This is a genomic window from Candidatus Binatia bacterium, assembly GCA_036493895.1.
Taxonomy (GTDB): Bacteria; Desulfobacterota; Binatia; order UBA1149; family CAITLU01; genus DATNBU01.
Genome location: DASXOZ010000017.1, coordinates 157,511 through 173,587, shown reverse-complemented (window position 1 = coordinate 173,587; position 16,077 = coordinate 157,511). Strand labels below are relative to the sequence as shown.

15 protein-coding genes are annotated in these 16,077 nt (G+C 65.4%); 6 read left to right on the top strand and 9 right to left on the bottom strand.

The genetic code is table 11. From position 1 onward, the window contains the following. From VGK20_05065 to kdpA, 6 genes are all read right to left on the bottom strand, one after another. The coding region (locus VGK20_05065) for a response regulator (GenBank protein ID HEY2773406.1) at positions 1–189 on the bottom strand (189 nt) is incomplete at its 3' end. Then, positions 186–2,918, bottom strand: coding sequence for a sensor histidine kinase KdpD (locus tag VGK20_05060; GenBank protein ID HEY2773405.1), 2,733 nt, complete (start codon positions 2,916–2,918; stop codon positions 186–188). The genes VGK20_05060 and VGK20_05065, both read right to left, overlap by 4 nt. 13 nt (positions 2,919–2,931) lie before the next feature. After that, entirely contained in the window at positions 2,932–3,543 is a 612-nt protein-coding gene (locus VGK20_05055; protein ID HEY2773404.1) for a PTS sugar transporter subunit IIA, read from the bottom strand. A 154-nt stretch (positions 3,544–3,697) separates the two neighbouring features. Continuing rightward, complete coding sequence (kdpB, locus tag VGK20_05050; GenBank protein ID HEY2773403.1) at positions 3,698–5,746, bottom strand: potassium-transporting ATPase subunit KdpB; 2,049 nt, start codon at positions 5,744–5,746, stop codon at positions 3,698–3,700. A gap of 18 nt (positions 5,747–5,764) precedes the next feature. Then, positions 5,765–6,346 (bottom strand): potassium-transporting ATPase subunit KdpC, encoded by a 582-nt coding sequence (kdpC, locus tag VGK20_05045; protein ID HEY2773402.1) that lies wholly within the window; start codon positions 6,344–6,346, stop codon positions 5,765–5,767. A gap of 8 nt (positions 6,347–6,354) precedes the next feature. Then, the gene (kdpA, locus tag VGK20_05040; protein ID HEY2773401.1) at positions 6,355–8,064 is read right to left on the bottom strand and encodes a potassium-transporting ATPase subunit KdpA; all 1,710 of its coding nucleotides are present in this window, start codon (positions 8,062–8,064) and stop codon (positions 6,355–6,357) included. A 1,063-nt stretch (positions 8,065–9,127) separates the two neighbouring features. Between kdpA and VGK20_05035 the strand changes: the two genes are divergently transcribed. Continuing rightward, complete coding sequence (locus VGK20_05035) at positions 9,128–9,328, top strand: potassium-transporting ATPase subunit C (GenBank protein HEY2773400.1); 201 nt, start codon at positions 9,128–9,130, stop codon at positions 9,326–9,328. Between the two features lie 71 nt (positions 9,329–9,399). Beyond that, positions 9,400–9,801: a hypothetical protein gene (locus tag VGK20_05030; protein ID HEY2773399.1), complete on the top strand. Its 402-nt coding sequence runs from the start codon at positions 9,400–9,402 to the stop codon at positions 9,799–9,801. A gap of 60 nt (positions 9,802–9,861) precedes the next feature. On the opposite strand, the gene VGK20_05025 is transcribed toward VGK20_05030, so the two are convergent. After that, positions 9,862–10,854, bottom strand: coding sequence for a DUF4118 domain-containing protein (locus tag VGK20_05025; GenBank protein ID HEY2773398.1), 993 nt, complete (start codon positions 10,852–10,854; stop codon positions 9,862–9,864). A 202-nt stretch (positions 10,855–11,056) separates the two neighbouring features. Between VGK20_05025 and VGK20_05020 the strand changes: the two genes are divergently transcribed. After that, on the top strand, positions 11,057–12,121 hold the full coding sequence (locus VGK20_05020; GenBank protein ID HEY2773397.1) for a LamG domain-containing protein: 1,065 nt from the start codon (positions 11,057–11,059) through the stop codon (positions 12,119–12,121). A 69-nt stretch (positions 12,122–12,190) separates the two neighbouring features. Here VGK20_05020 and VGK20_05015 read toward each other — a convergent pair whose 3' ends face one another. Then, positions 12,191–12,649, bottom strand: coding sequence for a hypothetical protein (locus VGK20_05015; GenBank protein ID HEY2773396.1), 459 nt, complete (start codon positions 12,647–12,649; stop codon positions 12,191–12,193). Positions 12,650–12,911: 262 nt separating this feature from the next. Between VGK20_05015 and VGK20_05010 the strand changes: the two genes are divergently transcribed. The 3 genes from VGK20_05010 to VGK20_05000 all read left to right on the top strand — a co-directional run bounded on the left by VGK20_05010 (position 12,912) and on the right by VGK20_05000 (position 15,275). Next, positions 12,912–13,316 carry a hypothetical protein gene (locus VGK20_05010; protein HEY2773395.1) on the top strand — a complete coding sequence of 135 codons (405 nt, stop codon included), beginning with the start codon at positions 12,912–12,914 and terminating at the stop codon, positions 13,314–13,316. 152 nt (positions 13,317–13,468) lie between these two features. Continuing rightward, complete coding sequence (locus tag VGK20_05005) at positions 13,469–14,863, top strand: sialate O-acetylesterase (protein HEY2773394.1); 1,395 nt, start codon at positions 13,469–13,471, stop codon at positions 14,861–14,863. 25 nt (positions 14,864–14,888) lie between these two features. Further along, positions 14,889–15,275, top strand: coding sequence for a hypothetical protein (locus VGK20_05000; protein ID HEY2773393.1), 387 nt, complete (start codon positions 14,889–14,891; stop codon positions 15,273–15,275). A gap of 44 nt (positions 15,276–15,319) precedes the next feature. On the opposite strand, the gene VGK20_04995 is transcribed toward VGK20_05000, so the two are convergent. Beyond that, a complete protein-coding gene (locus tag VGK20_04995; GenBank protein ID HEY2773392.1) occupies positions 15,320–15,763 on the bottom strand; it encodes a hypothetical protein in 444 nt (147 codons plus the stop codon). Positions 15,764–16,077: the final 314 nt, after the last annotated feature.

Below are 16,077 nucleotides of genomic sequence, written 5' to 3'. Positions count from 1 at the left end.
GTCGACGTCGGGAAGACCGAGGTCGAGCAGCAGGACGTCGGGCTTGGCCGAGCGGAGCATTTCGAGCGCGCCTGCGCCGTTCTCCGCTTCGAGCACCTGGAACCCCTGGGCCGAAAGGCTGGTTCGAAGCAGCCGAAGGATGGCGGGCTCGTCATCGACGACCAGGACGGGAGTGCCGGGAGAACTCATGCGCTCGCCGCCGCCGCCGGCTCGCGAGGCAACTCGACCTCGATGCTGGCGGGGAACCGGATGGTGAATACGGCACCCGAACGATCGCTGCGATTGCCGGCGTCAATGGTACCGCCGAGAGCCTCCACGAATCCGCGACAGACCGCCAGGCCGAGGCCGGTTCCGACGCGTCTGCGGTCGCCGCCCTTTACCCGATAGAATTTCTCGAATACCGACTCCAGCTCCTCCTGCGGAATTCCCGGTCCTTCGTCGGCGACCTCCAGTGACACGCCATCGGGATTGCGTCGCCCGCGGATGCTGACGACCGATCCCGTCGGGGCGTACTTTGCCGCGTTGTCGAGCAGGTTGAACAGCACCTGCTCGATCAGCACCACGTCAAGGCGAAGCATCGGGATGTCCGAAACGAGGTCCACTTCGATCTTGTGGTGCTCCAGCACCCGGGCCGTGCGCTGAAGAGCGGCCCCGACGACTTCCCCGAGGTCCACCGACTCCGTCAGCAGCTCAATGTGCCCCGATTCCAGGCGCGTCATGTCCAGCAGATTGTGCACGAAACGGTTCAGCCGGTCTGCTTCGTCGTGGATCATCGCGACCAGGTCGCGACGCGTCTCGGCGTCGTAGAGATCCGCATACTGCTGCAGCGAGCTGGCCGCACCGATGATCGACGCGAGCGGTGTCTTCAGGTCGTGCGAGAGCGAGGTCAGCAGCGCTGCGCGCAGCCGCTCGGTCTGCGCCGTCACGCGCGCCTGGTCGATGTCTTCGGTCAGTTTCATGTGCTCGATCGCGACCGCGGTCTGGTCGAGCAGCGCATCGAGCAGGCGCCGTTCGTCGGGGGTCAGCAAGGGGCCCTCCCGGTCGCTGGCAAGCCCGACCACACCCACGGGACCCCGGGCCGTGTGCAGCGGAAGGAAGAGGCGCTTGGCTCCCGGCAGGTTGTCGGAGCCTCGCCCGGCCGCCCGGTTCTTGTCCCACGCCCACTTGGCGGCGGCCAGATCCGCCTCGTCGATGCGGTCCTCGGGCGGATAGCCCGCCTTGACCGTCAGCACGTCTTCCTCGGGCATCAGGAGCACGACGTCGAGCTTCAACATCGACGCCATCTGGTACGCGGCCGCCCAAAGGAGATCCTCGATCTCGACGACCGCGGCCAGCTTTCGGCTGAACGCATAGAGCGCCTGCGTCGTGGCCGTGCGGGCGTGGGCCATTCCGGCTTGCGCATGGACGCGTGCCGCGAGGTTGCTGATCACGACGGCGACCACCGTGAACAGGAACAGCGCGGCCAGATTCATCGGATCGGAAATCGTGAACGTATAGATCGGCGGGATGAAGAAAAAGTTGTAGGCCAGCGAGCTGGTGATGCTGGCGGCGATCGAAGGCCACAGGCCGAAGCGCGCCGCCACCGCGATGACGGCGGTCAGGAAGATCAGGTCGACGTTGGCGAAACCGACCCACGGCTGCAGGACGAGCGCCGCGACCAGCGCGGCGGCGACGGCCATCGCCGCCGCAACGTAGTGCCTGACGGGGAAGGGCACCGCCCGCGGGACCGTCTTGATCCGCGAACCGTGCCCGTCTGCATCCTCGTCCCGGCCGACGCCCATCACGTGGACGCTGATGTCGCCCGCCGATCTCAGCAGGGCACGGACGACCGACCCGCGCACGAGCTCGGCCCAGCGGGAGCGCTGCGAATTGCCGATGACGAGCTGCGTGACGTTATTGGCGCGCGCCCACGCCAGGATCTCGCTGGTGGGATCGAACCCCGAGACCGTGATCGGATCGGCGCCGAGGCGCTCGGCCAGTCGCATCGACTCGGCAATGCGGTCGCGCTCGGCCTCGGAGACCCGGGTGCTCGCCGCCGTCTCCACGTGGATCGCCGCCCACGACGCATGCAGCTGGTCCGCCAGCCGCTTCCCGTAGCGCACGAGCGCCGCGCCTCCCGGGTGCTCGCTCAGACACACGAGCACCCGTTCCCCCGCCGCCCACGGTCCGGCGATCGCATGCTCGCGCATGTGGCTGAGCAGTTGCTGGTCTACTCGCTGGGCGGTACGCCGAAGCGCGAGCTCGCGCAGCGCCGTAAGATTGCCGGGCGCGAAGTAGCCCTCGAGCGCGCGCGAGGCCATTTCCGGCACGTAGACCTTGCCCTCGCGAAGGCGCTGCAGCAGGTCTTCGGGAGCGAGATCGACGACTTCGATGTCATCGGCGTCGTTGAGGACGCGATCCGGAACAGTCTCGCGCACGCGCACGCCGGTGATCTGCGCGACGATGTCGCTCAGGCTTTCGACGTGCTGGATGTTCAACGTGGAGTAGACGTCGATCCCCGCGGCGAGAATCTCTTCGACATCCAGGTATCGCTTGGGATGACGACTGCCCGTGGCGTTCGTGTGCGCCAGCTCGTCGATCAGCACCAGCTGCGGACGCCGCGCGAGGATGGCGTCGATGTCCATCTCGTCGAAGGAATGGCCGCGATACTCGAGGCGGCGCCTCGGAAGCAGCTCGAGATCCCCGAGCAGCGCCAGTGTCTCCTTGCGGCCGTGCGTCTCGACGACGCCGATCACGACGTCGACGCCGTCGCGGCGACGGGCCTGCGCCATCGTCAGCATCTGGTAGGTCTTGCCGACGCCGGGCGCGGCGCCGAGAAAAATCTTGAGGCGCCCCCGCTCCTCCCGCGTGGCACGCGCCAGGAGGGCGTCCGGCGAAGGACGCACGTCCGTGCGTGGCGCAGGGCGTGACGTCGCCATCGCGCTGCTCCTGTCAGGAAGTCGGCACTGCTGCGTCGGCAACCATCAATTGATCGTAAATCGATTCCTGGGTCGTGGCCTTGCGGATCGCGTCGACGACGACGGGATCGCGCAGCACGCGCGAGACCGCGGCCAGCGCGGACAGCGCCTCCGTGCGCGGCTGATCCGGCGCGATGATCGCGCACACGAGATCGACCGGTCGCCCGTCGACGGCCAAGAAATCGACCGGCTTGGCCAGTCTCGCGAAGATTGCGCACGGTTGCTTGGCGCCCGGGACCCGCGCATGCGGCAGTGCGACGCCACGGCCGACTCCGGTCGAGCCGAGCTCCTCGCGCGCGTTGAGCAGACTGTCGACGACGGCGACAGGAAGGCCCGACCGGTCGGCCAGGCGCCTGGCGACCTCCCTGATGAGCTGCGGCTTGTCCGCAACCTTGAGCCCAACCAATACGTCCACCGGCGCGATCAATCGCGAAAACTGCATGGTCCTCCTCTGCCGTTCGGTACCCGCGGGGGCGTCTGGGGCCGCCACCGCCCCGATCGCCGCCCGGAGAACGGCGGTGCTATGCGCTCGCGGCATCCAGCGCTGCGGCCATCGAAGAGAGAGAACTCTGGTCCCGGCGATCATGCAAGTTCGCGGTGATCGTTGAGTCTCACCGCCAGCGGCACCTGTCGCCGATGCATCGCCAGGATCGTAGCCGCCGGCGTCGTCATGGCCCGTCGGCCTTTTCGCGGATTTCGCGGAAAAAACGCAAGGCGGGCGTTTCCCGATGCATCGAGGTTCATGCCAGCCCCATCGCAGTGATCAGCAAGTCGATGGCCTTGATGCCGATGAATGGGATCACGATGCCGCCGAACCCGTAGATCAGCATGTTGCGCCTCAGGATCGCGGCCGCGCCGAGCGGACGATAGCGCACGCCGCGAAGCGCCAGCGGGATCAGCGCTATGATGATGACGGCGTTGAAGATCACCGCCGAAAGGATGGCCGACTCGGGCGTCGCCAGGTGCATGATATTCAGCACCGAAAGCTGTGGGAACGCGATCACGAACATCGCCGGGATGATCGCGAAGTATTTCGCGACATCGTTGGCGATGCTGAACGTCGTCAGCGCCCCGCGCGTGATCAGCAGCTGCTTGCCGATCTCGACGATCTCGATCAACTTGGTCGGGTTCGAGTCGAGGTCGACCATGTTGCCGGCTTCCTTGGCAGCCGAGGTCCCGGTGTTCATCGCGACTCCAACATCGGCCTGGGCCAGTGCCGGAGCGTCGTTGGTGCCGTCGCCGCACATCGCGACCAGCTTGCCGCTGGCCTGTTCCTTGCGAATCAGCTTCAGCTTGTTCTCCGGCGTGGCCTGCGCGAGGAAATCGTCCACACCTGCCTCGGCAGCGATCGCTGCCGCCGTAACCGGGTTGTCGCCGGTGATCATCACGGTGCGGATGCCCATGTTGCGCAGTTCGACGAACCGCTCCCGGATGCCGCCTTTGACGATGTCCTTCAGGTGAATGACGCCGAGGAGCTTCTCGTTCCTGGCGACCGCCAGCGGCGTGCCCCCGGACTGGCCGATGCGATCGGCGATCTGCGCCAACTCCGGCGGCGCCTGAAAGGCCCTTCCGTTCTTCGCCGCGACGTGGGCCACGACCGCGTCGACGGCTCCCTTGCGGATCTCGCTTCCTTCCAGGTCGACGCCGCTCATCCGGGTCTGCGCGGTGAACGGGATGAAGTGCCCGCCGAGTTCGGAGACGTCGCGTCCCCGAAGTCCGTAGCTCTCCTTGGCCAGCACGACGATGGAGCGGCCTTCCGGGGTTTCGTCGCTGAGCGATGCCAGCTGCGCTGCATCGACAAGAGCCTGTTCGGTAACACCCGGAAGCGGCACGAACTCGGTGGCCATGCGATTGCCGAGCGTGATCGTGCCGGTTTTGTCGAGCAGCAGCGTGTCGACATCGCCGGCCGCCTCGACCGCGCGACCGCTCATCGCCAGCACATTGTGCTGCACCAGGCGATCCATGCCGGCAATGCCGATCGCCGAGATCAGCGCTCCGATCGTCGTCGGGATCAGGCACACCAGGAGCGAGATGAGCACCGGTATCGAGATCGCCGTGCCGAAATACATCGAGAACGGCTGCAGCGACACGACGACGAGCAGGAAGACCAGCGTGAAGACCGCCAACAGGATCGTCAGCGCCATCTCGTTCGGCGTCTTCTGTCGCACCGCCCCTTCGACCAGTGCGATCATGCGGTCGAGGAAGCCGTGCCCGGGCTGGGCGGTCACCCGCATGCGGATCCAGTCGGAGATCACGCGTGTGCCACCGGTCACAGCCGACCGGTCGCCGCCCGATTCGCGGATCACGGGCGCCGACTCGCCGGTGATCGCGGATTCGTCGACCGACGCGATGCCTTCGATGATCTCGCCGTCGGCCGGAATCACGTCGCCGGTATAGACGAGGACCTCGTCGCCCTTACGCAGGCTGGCAGCGGCGATCTCCTCGAACTCGTCCCCGGAAATCACGCGCCTTGCGATCGTCTCGGTCTTGGTCTTGCGCAATGTCTCGGCCTGGGCCTTGCCTCGGCCTTCGGCCATTGCCTCGGCGAAGTTCGCGAACAGCACCGTGAACCACAGCCACGCGGCGACCTGCCCGGTAAACAATTGGTGGCCACCGGTACCGACGATTTCCCCCGCGTAGACGAGCGTGGTGATCGCGCTGCCGATCTCGACGATGAACATGACCGGGTTTCGCACCTGGACGCGCGGATCCAGCTTGACGAAGGAGTCCATGATCGCCCGACGCAGGATGTTCGGCTCCCAGAGCGAGATTGCATGTGTCTTTGCCATCGAAGCTCCCCCTGCCCGCTACTGCGAGGCCTTGCCGAGCTGCCGGTCGAGGTCGAGGTTGAGTTCGAGCACGTTGACACGCTCGCGTCCGAAGATCCCGAGCAACGGGCCGGCGGTGTGCGCCTGGACGAGGCTCCCGACCTCGTCCGCGGACACGTGGCGGGCTCGTGCGATGCGTGCAACCTGGATCGCCGCCGCGGTCGGCGGAATTTCCGGGTCGAGCCCGCCGCCGCTCGTCGTCACCATCTCGGACGGAATCTGCGCCGGCGTCACGCCTTCCTGCGCTACGATCGCGTCGATGCGCTGCCTGACCGCCGCCAGGTGGTCGGGATTGGTCGGGCCGTAGTTGCTCGCCCCCGTCGAGGCCGCGTTATAGTCCACCGCGGACGGACGCGGCTGGAAGTACTCGGGCCGCGTGAACTTCTGCGCGATCAGCGACGAGCCGATGACCGTGCCTTTTGCGTCGCGGATCAGGCTGCCTTCGGCCTGGTGCGGAAACAGCGTGGTCGCGATTCCCCAGACCACGACGTGGTAGATACCGCCGAACAAGACCATCGTTACCAGCGTGTAAAGGACTCCGCGTTTGATCTCGGTTCCCATGGCATTCCTCAGTGCAGGGTCAGGTACTCGGCGATCGGCCCGAGCACCGCGACCGGCATGAACATCAGCAGCCCGAGCACGAGCACGACCGACCACAGCGCGATGCCGAAGGTCGCGGTGTCGGCACCAAGCGATCCCGCCCCCTCGGGTGTTGCCGGCTTGGCGCCGAGCGAAGCAGCCAGCGCGAGCGGTGCGATGATCGGAATGTAGCGTCCGAGAAGCATCACGATGCCGCACGAAATGTTCCAGAACGGCGTGTTGTCGCCGAGGCCCTCGAAGCCCGAGCCGTTGTTGGCCGCCGCCGAGCTGAACTCGTAGAGCATCTCCGAAAATCCGTGCGATCCCGGATTCTTGAGCCACCCCAGAGCCGTGTTCGGATCGGTCGTCGTCGCCCAGACGTAGCAGGCGATCGAGGTACCGGCCAGGATCAGCAGCGGATGCAGGAGAAGTGCGATGCTCGCGAGCTTCATCTCCTTGCCCTCGACCTTCTTGCCGAGGAACTCCGGCGTTCGTCCGATCATCATCCCGCAGATGAACACGGTGACGATGATGAAGATCAGCATGTTGATGAACCCGACTCCGACGCCGCCGTAGATGTTGTTGAGCCACATGCCGACCATCGGCATCAGCCCGCCGAGCGGCGTCATCGAGTCGTGCATGCTGTTGACCGAGCCGTTGGAAGTCACCGTCGTGCTGACGGCCCACAGGCCCGAGAGACCTGCGCCGAAGCGCAGCTCCTTGCCTTCCATCGAGCCGGTGGACTGGTCTACACCCATCGCGCTGATCTCGGGGTTGCCGCCGAGCTCCTGCTTCACGCCGAATGCGACCATCGGCGCGTACATCGCGAACATGGTGAGGAAGATGACGACGGCCAGGCGACGGCGGCGGACCATCTCGCCGAGCATCCAGACGGCGGCCATCGGGATCAGCAGGATCGACCAGGTCTCGACGAGATTCGTGGCCGGAGTGGGATTCTCGTACGGATGCGCGGAGTTGGGCCCGAAAAAGCCGCCGCCGTTCGTGCCGAGCTGCTTGATCGCGACCATCGCCGCGACCGGGCCGCGAGCGATCGACTGCTCGGCACCCTCGACTGTCGTCGCCTTGGCCGCCCCTTCGAAGGTCTGCGGTGTCCCCTGCCAGGCGACCAGTACCGCCACGACGAGAGCCAGCGGCAGGAAGATGCGCACCGCGGCCCGTGTCATGTCGACGTAGAAATTGCCGATGGACGTCATCCGGTTCGCACCGAGCGCGCGGACGATCGCTGCGAGCGCACCAAGGCCGGTTGCTGCCGTGACGAACTGCAGGAACGTCGCCTCGAACATCTGCGAGAAGTACGAGAGACCGGTTTCGCCGCTGTAGTGCTGCAGGTTGGTATTGGTCACGAAGCTCGAGACCGTGTTGAAAGCGAGCGTCGGCTCCATCGTGGTGATGCCGTCCGGGTTCAGCCACAAGAGGCCCTGCAGCGTCACGATCGCGAAGCAGGCGAGCCACATGAAGATGTTCGAGACGACCAGGGACTTCGAGTACTGCTTCCAGTCCTGCGCTTCGTCGGGGTCGACGGCGGCCAGACGCAGCACGAGCCGCTCGATCGGTACGAATACCGGGTCGAGCACCGTCTTTTCCCCGCTGAACACCGCCGCCATGTAGCGTCCGAGCGGAACGCTCGTGCCGACCAGGAGGACTACCGTCAGGATAACGGCGAGAATCTCGGTTTGCATCGGAAGTGCCTCAGAATTTCTCGGGTCGGATCATCGCGTAGAAAAGATAGACGCCGACCGCGATGCTGAGAATCAGCAACAGTGCGTTCATGATTCAGACCCAGTCACAGAAATCGACGAAAGCGACCATCCCGAGCAGGATCGCAACGCCGAGCACGATCATCCCTGCAAGCATCATCGCAACTCACTCCCTGTTGGCATCTCGACTGCCCAACTAGCTGGTCGAAGAGTCGTCACGGATACTCTCCAAGTCCAGGGATTCGCGCATAGTAATTTCATAGGGGACCAGCACGAACCTGTGCGGAAGCTGGGGCGCGACATTGAGAGACAAGTCTCACACGTGCGAAAGCCCGTCTCTTCCGGCACGCGGCCCGCGCAGACTGGTGCCCGCTTCACCCTGCGAAAACCGGGGTCTGCGTCCGTGATGCTCTGCTGTGCAGCGTGCTTGCTCCGTTCAGGATCATGCTAGCGGAATGCCAAAGGCGAGCACTTGCGCGGTCAGCATTGGATTTTCGTATAAGGGCTGCGTTGAGCGCGCCTCGGTCCGAGCGCATGCGCTCGCGCTGGCCAGCGGCGACCTTCAGCGTCATCCGTCGAGTGGGACGGTCGGCACTCACGTTGCCGTGAAACATCGTCGGTGGTGATACGAGAAATCGAATCCCCTTATGCGCCGATTACGCGTCGTTTCGACCCGCTCCGCTTCCGCCATTCCTACGAAACTGCTCGTATGCCTCTCTCGAATTTATACGTGCGGCTGACGATCATCGTGGTACTGCGACGCCGCTCCTGTGGGACCTGGTCGCGGCCGGGCGCACGCGCCTGGCGAGATACGCGGCGCGCTAGTCCACCGCCGTCCCTCGCCTTCGATCGAGCGCCTCGCGCGAACTTGCCTTTGCCGGAGTGCCCGAAAGAGCGGCGCTGCCCGCTGCGTGAGCGCGCGATAAAAATGCATACGCAAATACTACGCGGACTTCGGTGACTCCGTCTCGTCTTTATATGCGTCGATGACGACACTGCGGTCGACTGCAGAACCGACAATCGACCGTCATCCCGGAGAACCGACATGATCGACGTGACCTACATTCTTGTGATCCTGGGCTTCTTCCTCGTCACCATCGGCTACGCCAAGGCCAGGAGCCTCGACATCGACACCGTGACCCGTATGATCGATGAGTACACGCAGGGACCGGACCTCGGCGTACTGGGCGATCCGGGCGTCAATGTACTGAGGCTCAATCTCGCCCTGGATCGAGCCGCGCGCTGAGCGCTTCGAAGGCCGGTTCAGGAAAGTCCCGCTCCCCTTCTGCCGGGCGGATGGGGCCGGAGGCGCAGACGATGGATACCAGCATCCTCACCAAGCGATTGATCGAGACGCTGGTCCTCGTCTGCGCCGCCGTGCTCGAGGTTGGTGGTGATGCCCTGATCCGCGCCGGTCTTCGCGGCAGCGGCGCGGTCGCAGTGATCGCCGGCTTCGTCGTGCTCGGGTCCTACGGGATCATGGTCAATCAGGTTCCGTTCGACTTCTCGCGGATGATCGGCGCTTACGTCGGGCTGTTCACGCTGGCCAGCGTGCTGTTCGGACGCTTTTTCTTCGGCGAAGCGGTGCCGAGATCGACCTGGATCGGGCTGGTCGTGATCCTGATCGGCAGCATCGTCATCCAGTACGGCCGCGGCAATCCGACTGCAGATTCCGCATCGCCGGCGGCGCCCACGACGACCGAAGGCCGCGACAGGTAGGCCGCCGGCGGCGAACCGGTCCCGGCGCCACGTCAGATCCCGGCCGCGAGACCGCGGCGCTCAGCTCGTTTCTACCCGCGACTCGCCGGATTTCAGAAGCTCGCTGGCGTCGAGCCGAAGGTGCACGATCTCCTGCTGCATACGCTCGATGCGGTCTGCCATCGCCCGCACGCGTGCGTCGCGCGAATACGTCGAATGGTTGTTCGCGTCGCCGGCCGGGCGCGTAGTCCTGATCGCATCGACCAGGCAGCGTTCGAGCGAGACGCCGGCCTGCTGCGTGAACGCGTCGAGCAGCTTTCCGTCCTCGATCGTCAGGCTGACCGGGCCGCGCATGTCGAGCGACAGCACGCCGACTTCGCCGCGGATCGTCCCCAGCGAGACGTGGATCCAGCGACCACCGGTCGCCGTCAGTACCGCCATCGGTGCCGACCGTCCCTCGGCCCATGCAAAGCCGATCGCGTCGCGCTCCGTAGCGGGAACCGTTGCTCCAGCCGGATGTGCCGCGCGCGGCTTGAGAGTCCCATTGTCGGGCAGCAGCAGGATGGCGTCCGCACCGAACCGAGTCGCGATGCTGCGAACAATGATCGTCATCAGGTCGTCGAGATTGTCGACCGCAACGAGCTCGCGCGAAAATTCATAGAGCGCTGCCGTGCGTGACTCGCGCTCTTCTGCGGCGACTGCCTGTTCCTTGACCGTCGACATCAGGTTGCTCGTGATCACCGCGACGGCCAGAAAGACGACAATTGCGAGGATGTCCTGCGGATCATTGATCCGCAGCGTGTAGTACGGCACGGTGAAGAAATAGTCGTAGACGAGCGCGCTCAGGACCGCGGCCGCCAGCGACGGCCGCAGTCCGGCAATCATCGCCGTCACGACCACGCTCGTGAGAAAGATCAGCGAGGGATCGCGAAGACCGAGTCCCTTGTCGAGCAGTGCGGCAACGACGCCGCCGCCGGCAACGAGCGCGGCGGCCACGAGGAAGCCGATCACGGGAGGAAGGGCGACCGGCTTGCCGGTCGCGGTCGACGTGAACAGTCTGGTGCTGGCGCTCATCCGGGCCTCCTGCGTCCAACCATGGTCCAGAAATCGTCATGCGCGGCCCGGAAGCAAGGGTTTCGCGGTCAACTTCCCGTAGTGTTTTCATATATATTCGGCGCCTGATCGACGCGTTGGACGCCTGCATTGCACTGCGCAATGCGAGTCCTGCGTCCTGCAATGCGGGTCGGGCGGGAGGCCCGCTCGTGGAGGTTGCCTGATGAGATTGCGCTCGTCTTCGACTGTCGCCCTCGTCGCCGGGGCCACGCTGATGGGTTCCTGCCACGCGGCCTTTGCCGCGTCGGATGCGTTCCACCAGGCCGTGCTCGCCGACGAGCCGGTGCTGTATTTCCAACTGGCGGAGACCGGCAACGGCGCCACCTCCGTTGCCGCCAACAAGGGAAGCCTCGGCATCGACTTCGACGCCGACTATCTCGGCTCACCGATCCGCGGAGCCGGCACCGAATCCGGCGACAAGGGCGTGCGCTTCGACAGCGAAGACGATTACCTCCAGACCCATTCGGTCGCCCCCGACGGCCTCGGTGGAAATCCGACGTTCAGCGCCGAAGCGCTGTTCTACGTGTTGCCCGACGGGACTGCGTCGCTGTGGGCACCGTTCCTGCACTGGGGCGGAGCGGACGTCGACGGCACGATGAAGTCGGCCTGGTTCAGCTTCCAGAACGGCAATCCGGAGCGCCTGTACGCGGGGTTCTACAACGGCGGCCTTCGCACCGTGAACGACGTGCCGCGCGGGCAGTGGCATCACGTCGTCTGGGTGCGCCAGGGCGGCGGTGCCGCCAACGTCGGCACGACGCTGTACGTCGACGGCGTCAGCGTGGCACTCGAGAACGATCCCGATCTTCCCGCAGACACCGCAACACCGAACGTCTTCAACACCGAGTTTCGTATCAACCGCGCGCGCGATTTCGCGCGTTTTTTCACCGGCAGCATCGACGAGCTGGCCCTGTACGACAAGGCGCTCACCCAGGAGCAGGTCGCCGTGCATTTTGCCGCGCTCGTGCCGTGCGCGGCCACCGGTGCCGAGAAATGCGTCGACTACGACGGGGGCTGCAAAGTGTGCGGCCAGCCTTCGAGCACCGGCGGCACGACGACGGCCGGCGACGCGCTGTCGGTACTCAAAACCGCGGTCGGGTCGCGAAAGTGCAACCTTTGCATCTGCGACGTCGACCATAGCGGAAGTGTCGTCGCGAGCGACGCGCTGCTGACGCTCAAGTTCGCCGTCGGCCAGCCGGTCGTGCTGGCGTGCCTGCCGCCGGCACCCTAGGTGTCGGTCGGGCTCGGCTTCGCGTGCAGCGGGGCGACGTTTACCGAGTGAAGAGCCGCGAGCGCGTGGCTAATGCTTCGGCTCGGCTGTGCCCGACGTGTCGACAGCCTGGCGAAATGCCATGTGGCACGACTGGCAGTACGCCATCGTCTCGCTGAGAGCGCGCAGCACGACCTCGGTCTGGCCGCTTCGCGCAGCCTCGACGGTCTTGTCCACCTGGTCCTCGAACTGCTTCTCGAGTTTGCGGAACACTTCGGTCTTCACGCCCGGCCGGTGCGCGAGGTCGCCGGTGTGCACCAGGCCTCGCAGCGAAGCTTCGACTCCCTTGAAGTCCTTGTCGGCGAGCTTCGAAAGCGTCGAACGCAGCGCGACCAGGTTGCTGCGCATTTCGGTTTTCTGGCGAACCGACTCCGAAGGAGAAACAGGAACGGGGAAGCGGTCATCGGGCGTGGGCTGATCGGCTGCCCTCGAAGGGACGGCCGTCAGCACCACGAGCAGGGCCGCGGCAACACTGGCAATCGCACGCATGACGAACCTCCGGACCGGTCGCGCGCGATGGATTCCCGGCCATCCCTGCGAGCGACCCGATTCCAATGTAGTCCCGCGCGCCACGTACGGAAACGGCGGCAGCGCACACCGCGGCGCGGTTTCGTCACGCGGCTTCTGGAATCGGACAGGGCGGCTAATCCGGACGGCAATGTTCCGCTCCCGCGACGGCCGCCAAGGGGCTGGCATCTGGTCCGACAACGCGCCAAAGTATCGTTCCAGAATGGGAAAGGGGGGTCTCTCGATGGGATTTTCGAGAAAGACGGCGTCGCTGGCAGCGGCCTGTATCATCGCGGCAGCAGCGCCGGCCGTGGCCGGCGACCTGACGGCCGGAGACGGGTTTCCGCAGCTGAAGACGGCCTTCACGAACGACGGAACGGCCGCCAGGAAGATGGCGATCGAGGTTTCGCCGGCCGGTAACGCGATCTGCACGTTTTCCGTCGAGCCGGGCGGTCAGTCCCGCACCTTCGACAAGGATTTCGGCACTCCGCAGCATGCCGAAGTGACAGTGCCCGGCGGCGGAAAGATCGTGATCAGCGCCACCAAAGGCAGCGCGCCGAAGCCGGCTCCCGGCCAGAAGGCAGCCGACCCGAATACGCCGACCGACTGCCATTACTCGATCTCCGACTCGAACGACCTGAGCCAGTAATACTGGCCGGGACCGCGAGCCGGGGCCCGAAAATTCGCTCTCGACTTGGCCGACGCTCCGCGGTCTGATTGGGGGTGCACCGGAGAGAGGAGCCGGCGCCTGTTCCGTCAGGGACGGCACCTTCTTCGAGATCGATATCGCGGGGTAGCTTCTTGACGTCCGACCTCCGACGCCTTGCCGGGGCCGCGATTGCGGTCGTGCTGTTGTTTGCGCCAGCTGCGGCGCTGGCGACTGTGTCGACCGACATACCGAACGCCGACGGCATCCCGAGCCGCCTCTACTACGATCACATGGTGATGCAGCACGGGGCGAGTGTTCCGGTGTGGGGCACCTCGAACGCGGCCGAGCACGTGACCGTGACGATCGCATCGCAGACCAAGCCGACAGTGGCCGACAACGCGGGCCGCTGGCGCGTCACTCTCGATCCGATGCCTCCCGGCGGACCCTACGACCTGGTGATCCAGGGCGACGACAACACGCTGGACTTCACCGACGTGATGGTCGGCGACGTCTGGCTGATGGCGGGCCAGTCCAACCTGATGATCCGGCGCCCGACGCAGGGTGACCTCGCACAGTTTCCCAACGCGCGGGTGTTCAAGCGAAGCTGGACCGACCGGCCGGGCGACATTCCCTTCGGTTTCGCCAAGGTGATGGGCGAAGAGCTGGGCATGACGGTCGGCGTCCTGCAGTGCGCGCTGCGCGGAGCATCGGCACTGTCGCGCACCTGGCTCGGGCCGGATGCGACGAACAATCCGGATCCGGAGATCCAGGCGATCGTCGCCAGCGGCAATTACGGACAGAGTTACATGACCGCCGTGCGCAACGTCGCGGGGTTCCCGGTCAAGGGCATGATCTGGTGGCAGGGCGAAAGCGACGCACGCACGGAGATCGATCCCGGCGAGCAGTACTCGCACGTGCTGCCGGCAATCGTCGAGTCGTGGCGTGCGGCATGGAACGACAATTCGATTCCGTTCCTGTTCCTGCAGGAGCCGGTCGGCGACGGCTACCAGGCCGATCAGGTCGGGCCCACTGCCCTGCCCGATCCCAACTTTTCTCCGGAACGCTCCGCGAGTTTCCGCGATGCGTATATCCGCTCGCTGTCGGAGCCGAACACGCAGGTGATCACGTCGGCGGACCTGGTCGGCGGCGTGCATCCGCGTGACCGCGAGGGATACACGTTCCGCATCGCCGCCGCCGTTCTCGGCTTCGTCTACGGCGAGCCGCTGACGTTTGCCGGGCCGACCTACAGCTCGATGTCGATCGAGTCCGGCAACCACGTACGGCTCAAGTTCCGGGCGGGAACGGTATCCAACCTCCAGTCCGTCGGCGGACCGCTTCAGGGTTTTTCGATTTCGCCGGACGACATCCACTTCGTCTGGGCGAACGCCGAGATCCAGGGAAGCGACGTGGTGGTGTGGAACGACTCGGTGCCGTCACCGCTCGTCGTACGCTACGGCTACCACAAGGACTACAGCTTCGCGAACCTGTTCAACGACGCAGGAATGGCTGCGCCGACGTTCACGACGCACGCGCATCCGTATCAGTGAGCAACACGGACACCGGAGGCCGATCATGAAGATTCTTGCTGCAGTCGCGTTCCTCGCTCTCTCCACCACTGCGATCGCGGGAGAAGGCGATGTCTACGGCGTCAAGATCGAGAGCCTTGCCGTCATTGCAACGGCGACGGGAGGGCATCTGCCCGGCAACTTCGAAATCAAGATCGCGGGCGGCTTCACGTTGCCGCCGCACGTCTCGTGCGAGCCCCTCTTCATCACCACAAAACAGAGCATCGATCCCAAGGGACGCATGTTCGCGTTGCTCCAGGACGCGGTCGCCAAGCAGCTGACCGTCGGATTGCGGATCACCGATGCACCGGAGCTCACGGCTTATCGCGGGCGATGCAGCCTCGAGGTCGTCCGGTTCTGCCGCGAAGATCTGCCTCGGTGCGGCGACTACTGAGGCGTGCGATCAGGCGACGCCCGCTCCGGGAATCTGCCGCCTCGCTATAGCACCCGCACCAGCACGGACGCGACGCCGATCCCCGCGGCCATCATTCCGCCAAGGCGCATCGTCATGCGGCGCTCGAGATTGGCCAGGCGCGCATCGAGAGTGCCGTCGAATCGCGCCGACTGCTCCGCGAAACGGATCGCCGTGCGCTTTTCCTGCTCTTCCAGGCGGATCTCGATGCGCTTTTCGAGCTCGACGAGCCGCACATCGAAGTGGCGTTCGAGGTGGTCGAAGCGAGCGTCGATCGCAGTGAAGCGAGCGTCGATCACGGTGAAGCGTGCGCCGAGCCGTGCGTCCATCTCGCTCAGATCCTGCTTTGTCGCCAGCGAATCGGTCATGGCTGCCGCGAGCGCTTCGGCCTGTCCTTCGGCCTGCTTCTCGCTGAATCCAGCCTCCCGGAGCCGCCGGGCGTATGCAAGCGTGTCGATCGCGACGGCCATCGGCATCCTCCAGCCTGCGCAGGTGACTCGAGTTCAGTCCGCCCGCCGCAAGGGAGCTACCTCCTGTTGAGGCGATCGGTCAATGAAAGCGATGGAATAGTGCGGGACCGATTCCAGCGCCGCGGCAGCATGGTCTCACGCTTGGGCCAGTTCGCCGATTCCAGGACTCTGCCGACACCCGACACTCCGCTGTCCAGGCCCTGCATGCCCGACCTGGCCCGGCGGGACGCTGAGGCATTGACCGCGACTCCGCCAGCTTGGCGCCTCGCCAGCCGAATTCGATCCGCGCGGGCTTTCAGTCTGGGAAGCAGGCG

Excerpts from the sequence above, each read along its gene's own strand:
- VGK20_05060 (HEY2773405.1), bottom strand. The coding sequence starts at position 2,918 with ATGGCGACGTCACGCCCTGCGCCACGCACGGACGTGCGTCCTTCGCCG.
- VGK20_05055 (HEY2773404.1), bottom strand. The coding sequence starts at position 3,543 with ATGATCGCCGGGACCAGAGTTCTCTCTCTTCGATGGCCGCAGCGCTGG.
- kdpB (HEY2773403.1), bottom strand. The coding sequence starts at position 5,746 with ATGGCAAAGACACATGCAATCTCGCTCTGGGAGCCGAACATCCTGCGT.
- kdpC (HEY2773402.1), bottom strand. The coding sequence starts at position 6,346 with ATGGGAACCGAGATCAAACGCGGAGTCCTTTACACGCTGGTAACGATG.
- kdpA (HEY2773401.1), bottom strand. The coding sequence starts at position 8,064 with ATGCAAACCGAGATTCTCGCCGTTATCCTGACGGTAGTCCTCCTGGTC.
- VGK20_05035 (HEY2773400.1), top strand. The coding sequence starts at position 9,128 with ATGATCGACGTGACCTACATTCTTGTGATCCTGGGCTTCTTCCTCGTC.
- VGK20_05030 (HEY2773399.1), top strand. The coding sequence starts at position 9,400 with ATGGATACCAGCATCCTCACCAAGCGATTGATCGAGACGCTGGTCCTC.
- VGK20_05025 (HEY2773398.1), bottom strand. The coding sequence starts at position 10,854 with ATGAGCGCCAGCACCAGACTGTTCACGTCGACCGCGACCGGCAAGCCG.
- VGK20_05020 (HEY2773397.1), top strand. The coding sequence starts at position 11,057 with ATGAGATTGCGCTCGTCTTCGACTGTCGCCCTCGTCGCCGGGGCCACG.
- VGK20_05015 (HEY2773396.1), bottom strand. The coding sequence starts at position 12,649 with ATGCGTGCGATTGCCAGTGTTGCCGCGGCCCTGCTCGTGGTGCTGACG.
- VGK20_05010 (HEY2773395.1), top strand. The coding sequence starts at position 12,912 with ATGGGATTTTCGAGAAAGACGGCGTCGCTGGCAGCGGCCTGTATCATC.
- VGK20_05000 (HEY2773393.1), top strand. The coding sequence starts at position 14,889 with ATGAAGATTCTTGCTGCAGTCGCGTTCCTCGCTCTCTCCACCACTGCG.
- VGK20_04995 (HEY2773392.1), bottom strand. The coding sequence starts at position 15,763 with ATGGCCGTCGCGATCGACACGCTTGCATACGCCCGGCGGCTCCGGGAG.